11 protein-coding genes are annotated in these 11,875 nt (G+C 58.6%); 7 read left to right on the top strand and 4 right to left on the bottom strand.

Going from position 1 to position 11,875, the window contains the following annotated elements:
* Positions 1 to 2: 2 nt before the first annotated feature.
* Genes recF through dnaA form a run of 3 tightly spaced genes read right to left on the bottom strand, consistent with a single transcriptional unit; the run spans position 3 to position 3,810 of the window.
* Complete coding sequence (gene recF / locus PQT43_RS26040; RefSeq protein ID WP_102862424.1) at positions 3 to 1,106, bottom strand: DNA replication/repair protein RecF; 1,104 nt, start codon at positions 1,104 to 1,106, stop codon at positions 3 to 5.
* A gap of 20 nt (positions 1,107 to 1,126) precedes the next feature.
* Positions 1,127 to 2,230 carry a DNA polymerase III subunit beta gene (gene dnaN / locus PQT43_RS26035; protein ID WP_011058392.1) on the bottom strand — a complete coding sequence of 368 codons (1,104 nt, stop codon included), beginning with the start codon at positions 2,228 to 2,230 and terminating at the stop codon, positions 1,127 to 1,129.
* Between the two features lie 38 nt (positions 2,231 to 2,268).
* Positions 2,269 to 3,810 carry a chromosomal replication initiator protein DnaA gene (gene dnaA / locus PQT43_RS26030; protein ID WP_060842037.1) on the bottom strand — a complete coding sequence of 514 codons (1,542 nt, stop codon included), beginning with the start codon at positions 3,808 to 3,810 and terminating at the stop codon, positions 2,269 to 2,271.
* A 566-nt stretch (positions 3,811 to 4,376) separates the two neighbouring features.
* Between dnaA and rpmH the strand changes: the two genes are divergently transcribed.
* The 5 genes from rpmH to mnmE all read left to right on the top strand — a co-directional run bounded on the left by rpmH (position 4,377) and on the right by mnmE (position 8,320).
* Entirely contained in the window at positions 4,377 to 4,511 is a 135-nt protein-coding gene (rpmH, locus tag PQT43_RS26025; RefSeq protein WP_003213577.1) for a 50S ribosomal protein L34, read from the top strand.
* Between the two features lie 16 nt (positions 4,512 to 4,527).
* The gene (rnpA, locus tag PQT43_RS26020) at positions 4,528 to 4,929 is read left to right on the top strand and encodes a ribonuclease P protein component (RefSeq protein ID WP_197662869.1); all 402 of its coding nucleotides are present in this window, start codon (positions 4,528 to 4,530) and stop codon (positions 4,927 to 4,929) included.
* Positions 4,922 to 5,167, top strand: coding sequence for a membrane protein insertion efficiency factor YidD (gene yidD, locus PQT43_RS26015; RefSeq protein WP_003213574.1), 246 nt, complete (start codon positions 4,922 to 4,924; stop codon positions 5,165 to 5,167). Before rnpA ends, yidD begins: the two co-directional genes overlap by 8 nt.
* 2 nt (positions 5,168 to 5,169) lie before the next feature.
* On the top strand, positions 5,170 to 6,870 hold the full coding sequence (gene yidC / locus PQT43_RS26010) for a membrane protein insertase YidC (protein ID WP_110652498.1): 1,701 nt from the start codon (positions 5,170 to 5,172) through the stop codon (positions 6,868 to 6,870).
* A gap of 79 nt (positions 6,871 to 6,949) precedes the next feature.
* A complete protein-coding gene (gene mnmE / locus PQT43_RS26005; RefSeq protein WP_115581267.1) occupies positions 6,950 to 8,320 on the top strand; it encodes a tRNA uridine-5-carboxymethylaminomethyl(34) synthesis GTPase MnmE in 1,371 nt (456 codons plus the stop codon).
* A gap of 60 nt (positions 8,321 to 8,380) precedes the next feature.
* Here mnmE and PQT43_RS26000 read toward each other — a convergent pair whose 3' ends face one another.
* The gene (locus PQT43_RS26000; protein ID WP_110594154.1) at positions 8,381 to 9,214 is read right to left on the bottom strand and encodes an AraC family transcriptional regulator; all 834 of its coding nucleotides are present in this window, start codon (positions 9,212 to 9,214) and stop codon (positions 8,381 to 8,383) included.
* Between the two features lie 344 nt (positions 9,215 to 9,558).
* Between PQT43_RS26000 and PQT43_RS25995 the strand changes: the two genes are divergently transcribed.
* Together PQT43_RS25995 and PQT43_RS25990 are read left to right on the top strand one after the other, a co-directional pair.
* On the top strand, positions 9,559 to 10,947 hold the full coding sequence (locus PQT43_RS25995; RefSeq protein WP_272755007.1) for an amino acid permease: 1,389 nt from the start codon (positions 9,559 to 9,561) through the stop codon (positions 10,945 to 10,947).
* 48 nt (positions 10,948 to 10,995) lie between these two features.
* Positions 10,996 to 11,817, top strand: a complete 822-nt coding sequence (locus PQT43_RS25990; RefSeq protein ID WP_272755005.1) for a phytanoyl-CoA dioxygenase family protein — start codon at positions 10,996 to 10,998, stop codon at positions 11,815 to 11,817.
* The last annotated feature ends 58 nt before the right edge of the window (positions 11,818 to 11,875 follow it).

The following is an 11,875-nucleotide window of genomic DNA, read 5'->3' as shown; positions in this document are numbered from 1 at the left end:
CTTCACTCCCGATGGTCGTGGGTCTGGGTGATACGGCCTTGTTCCACGTGGAACAAAGCGACTGGCGTTTCCGTCTGCCAGCCTTCCCTCAATAATTCGTGGTCTACACAGGTGATAAACACCTGGCAGCGTAAGTCTTCCAACAAGCGACAAAGTGCGCGGCGATGCTGCTCGTCCAACTCGGACGGCAAGTCATCCACCAGATAAATACACTGACCGCGACGGGCCTGGCTCACCAGGTGCCCCTGGGCAATGCGCAAGGCACAGACCACCAACTTCTGCTGGCCACGGGACAAGATGTCCGCGGCGTTGTGTCCGCCTAAGCGCAGACGCAAATCAGCACGTTGTGGACCAGCCTGGGTATGACCCATTTGCTGATCACGGTGCAGGGCGGCCGCGAGCACTTCACTGAGCTCTCGGTCCTTGTCCCAACCACGGTAATAGCTAAGCGTCAGGCCCTCGAGCTGCAACAACTCGCCCAAGGTCCGCTCAAAGACTGGTTTCAAGGCTTTGATGTATGCGCGGCGGTATTCATCGATTTCAGCGCTGGCCTGACACAGTTCCCGGTCCCAGGCCGCTTGCGAAGCGGCGTCAAGTGTACCATGCCGCAGCCATGAGTTCCGCTGCCGCAGGGCCTTCTGCAAGCGCTGCCAGGTGGACATGAAGCGAGGTTCCACATGGAACACTCCCCAGTCCAGGAACTGTCGACGGATCTTTGGAGCACCTTCCAGCAGACGAAAGCTGTCCGGATTGATCAGTTGCAGCGGCAAAATTTCCGCCAGCTGCGCCGCGCTGCGGGCATTCTGACCGTCGATGCGGATCTGGAACTCCCCCTGACGATCCCGGGATATCCCCAGGCTGCTGTGCCCACCCTGGGCCAACTCCACCTGGCCAAAGACCGTACAAGCCAGCTGTTCATACTGGATCACCGGCAGCAAGCGGGCACTGCGAAACGAGCGGGCAAGCCCCAGCAGGTGGATGGCTTCCAGCACGCTGGTCTTGCCACTGCCGTTGGCGCCGTAAAGAAGGTTGATGCGGGGAGAGGGGGAGAAGGTCACCGGGTGCAGATTGCGCACCGCGGTGACCGAGACGCGACTGAGGGACATCTAGCTTCTGCTGAGCATGATTACAGGCGCATCGGCATGACAACGTAAGCCGAGTCGTCGTTGTCGGATTCCTGCACCAGCGCACTGCTGTTGGAATCGGACAGGATCAGGCGCACCTGTTCGGTGGTCATCACGCCCAGCACGTCCAGCAGGTAGCTGACGTTGAAGCCGATTTCCAGCGAGCCGCCGTTGTATTCAACACCCACTTCTTCTTCCGCTTCTTCCTGCTCCGGGTTGTTGGCCTGGATCTTCAACTGACCATTGGCCAGTTGCAGACGGATACCGCGGTACTTCTCGTTGGACAGGATCGCGGTACGGCTGAAAGCTTCACGCAGAGCCTGACGGTCACCCAGTACCAGCTTGTCACCGCCTTTTGGCAGCACACGCTCGTAGTCAGGGAACTTGCCGTCCACCAGCTTGGAGGTGAAGGTGAACTCGCCGGTAGTGGCGCGAATGTGGTGCTGACCCAGGACGATGCTGACGTTGCCATCCGGCTCGGTGAGCAGACGGGCAAGCTCCAGGATACCTTTACGCGGCACGATCACCTGGTGGCGATCGGGCTGGCCGATATCCGCCTGCATCGAGCACATGGCCAGACGGTGACCGTCGGTGGCCACGGCGCGGATGATCCCGGCGGACACTTCCAGCAGCATGCCGTTGAGGTAGTAGCGCACGTCCTGCTGGGCCATGGCGAAGCTGGTGCGTTCGATCAGGCGACGCAGGCGGCTCTGCTCCAGCTGACAGGTCAGCGAACCCGGGCCTTCTTCCACGGTAGGAAAATCGTTGGCAGGCAGGGTCGACAGAGTGAAGCGGCTACGACCGGCCTTCACCACCAGTTTCTGCTCGTCGACCTTGATGTCGATCAGCGCGTCGTTGGGCAGGCTCTTGCAGATGTCCATCAGCTTGCGTGCGGGAACGGTGATTTCCCCCGGCTCTGCGGGCTCTTCAAGTTGCACACGACCGACCAGCTCGACTTCCAGGTCGGTACCGGTCAGCGACAGTTGCTGGCCTTCGACAACCAGCAGCACGTTGGAAAGTACCGGCAAGGTCTGACGGCGTTCGACGACGCCGGCGACCAGTTGCAGGGGTTTCAACAGGGCTTCGCGTTGAATGGTGAAATGCATGGTCTAGTCCCTTGCCTTAATAAGCTGCGTTGGAATCATCAAGTGGTCAGAGTACGCAGCAGGTTCTTGTAGTCCTCGCGGATGTCCGCGTCGGATTCCTTAAGTTCATTGATCTTGCGGCAGGCGTGCAGCACCGTAGTGTGGTCGCGGCCACCGAACACATCACCGATTTCCGGCAGGCTGTGGTTGGTCAGTTCCTTGGACAGGGCCATGGCCACCTGACGGGGGCGGGCTACCGAACGTGAACGTCGCTTGGACAGCAGATCGGAAATCTTGATCTTGTAGTACTCGGCGACGGTGCGCTGGATGTTATCCACAGACACCAGCTTGTCCTGCAGCGCCAGCAGGTCTTTCAACGATTCGCGAATCAGCTCGATGGTGATGTCGCGCCCCATGAAGTGCGAGTGGGCGATGACTCGCTTGAGTGCGCCTTCCAGTTCACGGACGTTGGAACGAATTCGCTGAGCAATGAAGAACGCCGCATCGTGGGGCAGTTCGACTTTGGCCTGGTCGGCCTTCTTCATCAGGATCGCCACCCGCGTTTCCAGTTCCGGCGGTTCGACCGCTACCGTCAGGCCCCAGCCGAAGCGGGACTTGAGGCGTTCTTCCAGGCCTTCGATTTCCTTCGGATAACGGTCGCTGGTGAGAATCACCTGCTGGCCGCCTTCGAGGAGGGCATTGAAGGTGTGGAAGAACTCTTCCTGGGAACGCTCCTTGCGAGCGAAGAACTGGATATCGTCGATCAGCAATGCGTCGACCGAACGATAGAAGCGCTTGAATTCGTTAATGGCGTTGAGCTGCAACGCCTTGACCATGTCCGCAACAAAACGCTCGGAATGCAGGTACACGACCTTGGCATTCGGGTTCTTCTTTAATAAGTGGTTACCCACGGCATGCATCAAGTGGGTCTTACCCAGACCGACGCCGCCATAAAGGAAGAGCGGGTTATAGCCATGCTTGGGGTTGTCCGCCACCTGCCAGGCCGCTGCCCGAGCCAGTTGGTTGGACTTACCCTCGACGAAGTTTTCAAAGGTGAAGGTGCGGTTCAGGTAGCTGGTGTGCTTGAGCGCACCTTCTACCTGGACAGTACGCTGCTCAGCGCGTACCGGTGCCTGCTGCGAGCTAGCGCCCGCCATCGGGTCGAAGCTGTCACGAGAGGGTTCTTCGCTGACCTCGGCACTCTTCTGCGCCGCGGCTTTCTTGGCCGGAGCTGAAGTGGGTGCCGGAGTTGGCGCAGGAGCCGCCGCCGGGGTGGCATTGGCTGCTGCCGCTTGCAGCGCTTGCGAGGCAGCGGCGGCCAGTGGCGCATTAGGTGCAGCGCGAGGCGCCGAACTGCGTTTGCTGCCTATTAATAAGGAAAGAACCGGCGCACTGCCGTTGCCGTGTTCATCCAGCAGCTCGAGCACGCGGCCCAGGTACTTTTCGTTGACCCAATCGAGAACAAAACGATTCGGTGCGTAGACACGCAACTCGTCGCCTTCGGCTTCGACCTGTAGCGGACGGATCCAAGTGTTGAATTGCTGGGCAGGCAGCTCATCACGCAGAAGCTCCACGCACTGCTGCCAAAGTTCCACTGACACGGATATCCCCTAAGTTGAAAGCCGGTGAGGCAAAAACAAGCGGCCATTGTAGCGATCAGCCGTCCACTTATCCACATGTAGCGTGCCCTCAGGACACTAAGAATCAACGCCTTACCCCGAATAAACACGACCAATGGTATGTGCATAAGCTCTGTGGATAACCCCGCCTGAGGTCATTGCACAACTCGGGTCAAAACTCTGTGGGTAACTCGCCTGTGGATAACCTCTCGTTCCACACACAGGTTTTCCGATAGCGCAGCACAGGCAGAACACCGTTTCTCAACCGTGTTGTCATCCTCTGTACAGTACGGACTATAAGGGCTTAAGCCAGTTATCCACAGAAGGTGCCGTCCCTAGCCTTTATAAGCTTTACAGAAAAGCTTTAAATACTTTCCTTCTTTATTTTTATATCTAGCCAAGACTGACTCACAACCCAGGACCCGGACATACATAGATAAAGGAAAAGCTGGTTGGAAATTGACCTAGAGGCTTGCTTTCTCTAGAATCGCCGATCTCTTAAAACGGGGGCCATTCCGGCCCGTTGTGGACGAACCAGGTAACACGACATGAAACGTACTTTCCAACCAAGCACTATCAAACGCGCTCGTACCCACGGTTTCCGTGCTCGCATGGCTACCAAGAACGGTCGTGCCGTCCTGTCGCGTCGTCGCGCCAAAGGTCGTGCGCGTCTGGCAGTTTGATAATCCGGCACTGGAGGTGAGTCAGGACTTCAGTCGGGAAAAGCGTCTGCTTACCCCCCGGCACTTCAAGGCGGTCTTTGACTCCCCTACCGGCAAGGTTCCGGGGAAAAATCTCCTGCTCCTTGCGCGCAACAACGACCTGGATCATCCCCGTCTGGGGCTCGTGATCGGGAAAAAGAGCGTAAAGCTCTCCGTTGAGCGCAATCGCCTCAAGCGTCTGATGCGCGAATCGTTTCGTCTCCACCAGGACTCACTGGTCGGATGGGATATCGTTATCGTCGCGCGCAAAGGTTTGGGCGATGTAGAAAACCCCGAATTGATTCAGCATTTCGGCAAACTCTGGAAACGTCTGGCGCGCAACAAGCCGGAACCAGCAGTCAAATCCGAAACTGTAGGGGTAGACAGTCCCGATGCGTAAACTGGCACTCGTTCCGATCCAGTTTTACCGCTATGCCATTAGTCCTCTGATGGCCAATCACTGTCGTTTCTACCCCAGTTGTTCCTGCTACGCGTTAGAAGCCATCGAAAATCATGGCCTTCTGCGCGGTGGCTGGCTGACCTTTCGTCGTTTAGGTCGCTGTCATCCGTGGAATCCCGGTGGTTATGACCCGGTTCCACCTATCCCTACCTCCCGTTCTTCTTCGATGGCCGAGTAATCATGGATATCAAACGCACGATCCTGATCGTCGCCCTGGCAATCGTGTCCTATGTCATGGTTCTTAAATGGAACCAGGATTATGGCCAGGCTGCCCTGCCGACTCAGAATGTTGCTTCCAGCACGACCGCTCCGGGCTTGCCGGATACGCCAACTGGCACTTCCGCTGCCAACGACGACATTCCACGCGCCGCAAGCGATACCACTGCACCCGCAGAAGCGCCGGTTGCTGCAAGCAAAGATCTCATTCAGATCAAAACGGATGTGCTCGACCTGGCTGTCGATCCACAAGGTGGGGATATCGCGCAACTGCGTTTGCCACTGTATCCACGTCGTCAGGACCACCCGGAAATTCCTTTCCAGCTGTTCGATAACGGCAACGAACGGACTTACCTGGCACAAAGTGGCCTGATTGGCAGCAGCGGCCCGGACGCCAACCCGGCCGGTCGCCCGATCTACTCGGCAGAGAAGAAAAGTTATCAACTGGCTGACGGTCAGGACCAATTGGTGGTCGACCTGAAGTTCAGCAAGGACGGCGTCAACTACATCAAACGCTTCACCCTGAAGCGTGGCCTGTACGACATCACCGTTTCCTACCTGATCGATAACGAAAGCGCGCAACCTTGGACCGGTGCGATGTTCGCCCAGCTCAAGCGCGACGCCAGTTCCGATCCATCCTCCAGCACCGCCACCGGCACTGCGACTTACCTGGGCGCCGCCCTGTGGACAAGTTCCGAGCCGTACAAAAAAGTGTCCATGAAAGACATGGACAAGGTGAACGAGGACAAAACCAAGGCGCCCATCACTGAAAATGTTCAGGGTGGCTGGGTAGCCTGGCTGCAGCACTACTTCGTGACCGCCTGGATTCCGCCAAAAGGCGAAAATAACCAGGTTCTGGCGCGCAAAGACAGCAAAGGCAACTACATCATTGGCTACACCGGCCCTTCGATGACCGTTGCTCCAGGCGCCAAGGCTGAAACCAGTGCCATTCTGTACGCCGGCCCGAAAAGCCAGGCGGTGCTGAAAGAGTTGTCCCCAGGTCTGGAACTGACTGTCGACTACGGCTTCCTGTGGTTCATTGCCCAGCCGATCTTCTGGCTGCTGCAACATATCCACAGCCTGGTGGGTAACTGGGGCTGGTCGATCATTTTCCTGACCATGCTGATCAAGGGGATCTTCTTCCCACTGTCGGCTGCCAGCTACAAGTCGATGGCGCGCATGCGTGCTGTGGCTCCTAAACTGGCCGCGCTGAAGGAAAAATTCGGCGACGATCGTCAGAAAATGTCCCAGGCGATGATGGAGCTGTACAAGAAAGAGAAGATCAATCCGCTGGGCGGCTGCTTGCCGATCCTGGTGCAGATGCCGGTCTTCCTGTCCTTGTACTGGGTACTCCTGGAAAGCGTGGAAATGCGCCAGGCACCATTCATGCTGTGGATTACCGACCTGTCGATCAAGGATCCGTTCTTCATCCTGCCGATCATCATGGGCGCCACCATGTTCATCCAGCAGCAGTTGAACCCGACGCCTCCGGATCCGATGCAGGCCAAGGTGATGAAAATGATGCCAATCATCTTCACCTTCTTCTTCCTGTGGTTCCCTGCAGGTCTGGTTCTGTACTGGGTAGTGAACAACTGCCTGTCGATCGCACAACAGTGGTACATCACTCGTAAGATCGAAGCGGCTACCAAGAAAGCTGAAGCCTGACCTACGCTGTGGATAACCACACAAGACGCCCCCTAGTGGGGCGTTTTGCTATCTGTCACTTTTGTCTGGATGTCGGGTTATGAATGTCCCTCGTGAAACCATCGCCGCTGTCGCCACTGCCCAAGGTCGCGGTGGCGTGGGCATCGTACGGATTTCCGGGCCCCTGGCGAGCCTGGCCGCCAAGGCCATCAGCGGCCGCGAATTGAAACCGCGGTTTGCGCATTACGGCCCCTTTCTCAGTGAACAGGGAGAGGTGCTGGATGAAGGCATTGCCCTGTATTTCCCGGGGCCGAACTCCTTTACCGGCGAAGATGTACTGGAGCTGCAGGGCCATGGCGGCCCCATCGTTCTCGACATGTTGCTGCAGCGCTGCCTCGAGCTGGGTTGCCGGCTGGCCCGACCTGGAGAGTTCAGCGAGCGCGCCTTTCTCAATGACAAGCTCGATCTGGCACAAGCCGAAGCCATTGCCGACCTGATCGAGGCCAGTTCTGCACAGGCCGCGCGCAACGCATTGCGCTCGCTGCAGGGCGCATTCTCCCAGCGTGTGCATAACTTGACCGAACAGCTGATTGCCCTGCGGATCTATGTCGAAGCGGCGATTGATTTTCCCGAGGAGGAAATCGACTTCCTCGCCGATGGCCACGTGTTGAGCATGCTCGATGCGGTCCGCGACGAGTTATCCACAGTACTGAGGGAAGCCGGGCAGGGCGCCTTGCTCCGTGACGGCATGACGGTGGTGATCGCTGGCCGTCCGAACGCCGGCAAGTCTAGCCTGCTCAATGCCCTGGCCGGGCGCGAGGCGGCCATCGTCACTGATATCGCCGGCACTACTCGGGACATTCTCAAGGAACATATCCACATCGACGGTATGCCGTTGCACGTGGTGGATACCGCCGGCCTCAGGGACACCGAGGATCAAGTGGAAAAAATCGGCGTCGAACGTGCGCTCAAGGCCATCAGTGAAGCCGACCGGGTATTGCTGGTGGTGGACGCCACTGCAGCAGAAGCGGCTGATCCCTTCGCCCTGTGGCCGGAATTTCTTGAGCAGCGTCCGGACCCGGCCAAGGTGACCTTGATCCGCAACAAGGCCGATCTGACTGGCGAGCCTATCGCTCTTGAAACCTGTGAGGATGGCCATGTGACCATCAGCCTCAGTGCCATGTCTGCCGGTGTCGGGCTGGATTTGCTACGTGAGCATCTCAAGGCTTGCATGGGTTATGAACAGACGTCGGAAAGCAGCTTCAGTGCCCGCCGCCGGCACCTCGAAGCGTTGCGCTACGCCAGTGCCGCACTGGAGCATGGCCGTGCCCAGCTGACCTTGGCCGGCGCCGGTGAGCTACTGGCCGAGGATCTGCGGCAGGCCCAGCAGTCGCTGGGAGAAATCACCGGGGCCTTCAGTTCCGATGACCTGTTGGGACGGATCTTTTCCAGCTTCTGCATCGGCAAGTAGAGCCGCCCCCGGTGCGCTCCGGCAGAGGTTATCCACACCCCTGCCGGTAACGGACGGCGTTTATTCCACCGACAGGTAGATGCGTGTCTGCAACTGTGCGGGTGGGGTGACGCGTGGATCGTTCACATAGTGTTCGAACATCGGAAAATCCCCTGGTGTCAGCCCACTGTCAGGCAGCCACTCGGAGAACATCCAGGCATAGGCTTTATCCATCTCGTTGTAGGGGCCCACGTAATTCAGGATTGCGTAGCGCCCTGGAGGAATGTCGAACCTTTCCAGCTGTTCGCCCAGGTCTGCATCGGGCGCGACCGCGACTCCGGCTAGCGAGCGCAATTGCTCAGTCGGGACCTGCTCGGGGTCGTTGAAGTAGACACCGAATCCGCTGGTGTCCGAATGCATGAGCCCCCGGCTGGCGGCCAGCATGAAAGCGCGGGTGAACACCGGACCGATTTCCTGGTAGGAGCCCTGATGAGGCAGGGCTGCCAGAACAACGCCGGGGAAGGTTTCAATTGTGATGGAGTACATATTTGACACCTCAGGGTCGAAAGGACGGGAACGGGTTGCGCGATAACGCCCAGGCGGCAACCCGAAAACGCCAGAGAATGCCCGGTTGAACGCCGCCCCCGACTCGTAGCCAGCACGCAAAGCCACCTCGGCCAGATCCGCGTCGGTGCCTGCCAGCGCTGCGGCTGCCAGGTGCATGCGAATGCGTTGCACCGTGGCGTTCAGCGTTTCTCCCATCATTGCGCGGTAGATGCGATGAAAGTGGTAAGCCGACATACAGGCCAGGTCCGCCAGGTGGTACAGGTCCGGATCGCTGTGTGGATGGCTTGCCAGCCAACGCAGCACCGGCTCCATGCGCTGGCCGTAATGGATTCGGGTTGCAGGTTTCATAAGGCCTCCTTGGTACTCCACTGTAGCGACGGCAGATTTGCAGATTTTGCGATTTTTACCGGCCCCGAGGACAACGACGTTACCTTTACCCCCTTTCCCGATTCCAGCCGATGAACCTGCGGTCTTGAGTAACAGGCCCATTTCGTAAGTGGGCTCAAGTTTCCGCCATTTATCCGCACTAGCCGACGCGTTCGGCACTTTTATCCTTCATTCCCCAAGTGGTACCTGATTTGCATCCTGGCAGATGTACAGGTTTGTACACCTGAGGAAATAGTCCGGCTATTGCCCCTGGGTCGGCCGATGGACGCCGACGGGGTCGACAGTCCGGCATTCAAGGAACAGAAATGGCTAGCACGACTGCGTTAAACCGTGGCTTGAGCACCCGGCACATCCGTTTCATTGCGCTGGGTTCAGCCATCGGCACCGGGTTGTTCTACGGTTCGGCGGCCGCCATCAAGCAGGCCGGTCCTTCGGTACTGCTGGCGTACCTGATCGGCGGAGCGGCGATCTACCTGACCATGCGCGCCTTGGGGGAAATGGCTGTCAGAAACCCGGTATCGGGTTCCTTCGGGCATTACGCCAGTTGTTATCTTGGACGCTTTCCGGGGTTTCTCACCGGCTGGAGTTATGCTTTTTCGATGCTCATGGTGTGCCTGGCGGACGTCACCGCCTTTGGTGTCTACATGAGCCTGTGGTTCCCCGATACGCCCCGCTGGATCTGGGTGCTGAGCATCGTGCTGGGGATCGGCGCCTTGAACCTGTGCAGTGTGCGGATCTTTGGCGAAATGGAGTTCTGGCTATCGCTGCTCAAGGTCGCGGCGATCATCGCAATGATCGGCGGAGGCTTTGCGGTGCTGCTGTTCGGTATCCAGCTGGGTGACGGACAGCATTCTGTGGGCCTGAGCAACCTGTGGGCCTATGGTGGTTTTTTCCCCAATGGCCTGGAGGGCATGATCGCCTCGTTCACCATTGTCATGTTCGCCTTTGGCGGGATCGAGGTCATTGGCATCACGGCGGGCGAAGCCAAGGACCCGCAACGCATGATTCCCAAAGCGATCAACTCCGTGCCACTGCGGATTCTGATCTTCTACATCCTGACCCTGCTGGTGTTGCTGATGCTGTTTCCCTGGTCAGGTATCGGCAGTCAGGGCAGTCCCTTCGTGCAGATCTTCAGCGGCCTGGGGATAAATTCGGCGGCAACGGTACTGAACCTGGTGGTGATCTCCGCGGTGTTCTCGGCGATCAACAGCGACATTTTCAGTGCCGGCCGCATGATGTACGGCATGGCGGCGATCGGTCAGGCCCCTGCGGCGTTTGCCAGCACCTCGCGCTTCGGAGTCCCCTGGATGACGGTGCTGGTGATGTCGGTGGCTCTGCTGTTCGGTGTTTTGCTCAACTACCTGGTACCCGAGGAATTGTTCCTGGTGTTTGCTTCGCTGGTGACCTTCTCGGTGGTCTGGGTCTGGCTGATGATCCTGCTCTCGCAGATGGCCATGCGCCGTAGCATGAGCGCGGAGGAAATCGCTGCCCTGGGCTTTCCCGTGCCTTTTGGCGCCGCTGGCCAGGTCTGCGCGGTGCTCTTCATGCTGTTCATCTTTGTGGTGCTCGGCGCCTTTGCGCAAACCCGCCTGGCACTTTATGTCGGTGTCGGCTGGCTGGCATTGCTGTCACTGGCCTACTGGATATGGATCAGGCCGAACACAGCCCTCACTGATGTGCCCCTCCCGGACTGAGGATCTCGGCCGTTGTGCTGCCCTCCATTGGATGAAAAGGAAAACACCATGCAAGCGTTCCACCTGCCCCCCTCAACCATCGAGGCGTTTCAGCGTGATGGTGCCGTGTGTATTCGCCAGCTGTTCAGTGCCGACGAAGTGGCGCTGCTGGAGCGGGGGATCGAACACAACCTGGCCAGCCCCAGCGAGCGGGCCAAGGTCGCTAGCCAGGCGGATGATCCTGGCTGGTTCTTCGAGGACTTCTGCAACTGGCAGGACAACCCCGACTACAGGCGCTTCATCTTCAACAGCCGGGTAGGCCATATCGCCAGCCAGCTGATGCAAAGCGACAACGTGCGGCTCTATCACGATCACCTGCTGGTCAAGGAGCCCAACACTCGGCAAGCCACGCCCTGGCATCAGGATCAGCCGTACTACAACGTCGAGGGCCAACAAAACTGCAGCATGTGGATGCCCGTGGACCCGGTGGCGCGGGCATCCACACTGGAGTTTGTCGCCGGTTCCCACCGTGGTCCCTGGCTGATGCCGCGAACCTTCTTGGACAATCAGGCCAAATGGTTTCCCGAAGGCAGTCTGGCGGACCTGCCGGACATCGAAGCCGATCGCTCGGCCTTCAATATCCTCGGCTGGGCCCTGGAACCCGGGGACGCGGTGTTCTTCCACATGCTCACCCTGCATGCCTCTGGCGGTGTGGGGGGAGATCGCCGGCGTCGGGCATTTTCGCTGCGTTTTCTGGGAGATGACATGCGTCATGCCCCCCGACCCTGGCGCACCTCGCCCGAGTTTCCAGGGCTGGCCACGGCTCTGCCTGCTGGGGCGCCGATGGAACATGAGCTTTTCCCTTACTTGTGGACATGCCAGGGCAAATGAAGCCTGTTCAGAAACCAGCGGATCAGCGGCTTGAGGCCGTCAGAAGAATCGGAATCAG

This window comes from Pseudomonas sp. BLCC-B112 (assembly GCF_028550695.1).
GTDB lineage: Bacteria > Pseudomonadota > Gammaproteobacteria > Pseudomonadales > Pseudomonadaceae > Aquipseudomonas > Aquipseudomonas danubii.
This window is presented reverse-complemented; position numbering and strand designations above follow the sequence as displayed.

What these genes read in the sequence shown, in the direction of transcription:
- recF (WP_102862424.1), bottom strand. Translation starts at nt 1,106, where the DNA reads ATGTCCCTCAGTCGCGTCTCGGTCACCGCGGTGCGCAATCTGCACCCG.
- dnaN (WP_011058392.1), bottom strand. Translation starts at nt 2,230, where the DNA reads ATGCATTTCACCATTCAACGCGAAGCCCTGTTGAAACCCCTGCAACTG.
- rpmH (WP_003213577.1), top strand. Translation starts at nt 4,377, where the DNA reads ATGAAACGTACTTTCCAACCAAGCACTATCAAACGCGCTCGTACCCAC.
- yidD (WP_003213574.1), top strand. Translation starts at nt 4,922, where the DNA reads ATGCGTAAACTGGCACTCGTTCCGATCCAGTTTTACCGCTATGCCATT.
- yidC (WP_110652498.1), top strand. Translation starts at nt 5,170, where the DNA reads ATGGATATCAAACGCACGATCCTGATCGTCGCCCTGGCAATCGTGTCC.
- mnmE (WP_115581267.1), top strand. Translation starts at nt 6,950, where the DNA reads ATGAATGTCCCTCGTGAAACCATCGCCGCTGTCGCCACTGCCCAAGGT.
- PQT43_RS26000 (WP_110594154.1), bottom strand. Translation starts at nt 9,214, where the DNA reads ATGAAACCTGCAACCCGAATCCATTACGGCCAGCGCATGGAGCCGGTG.
- PQT43_RS25995 (WP_272755007.1), top strand. Translation starts at nt 9,559, where the DNA reads ATGGCTAGCACGACTGCGTTAAACCGTGGCTTGAGCACCCGGCACATC.
- PQT43_RS25990 (WP_272755005.1), top strand. Translation starts at nt 10,996, where the DNA reads ATGCAAGCGTTCCACCTGCCCCCCTCAACCATCGAGGCGTTTCAGCGT.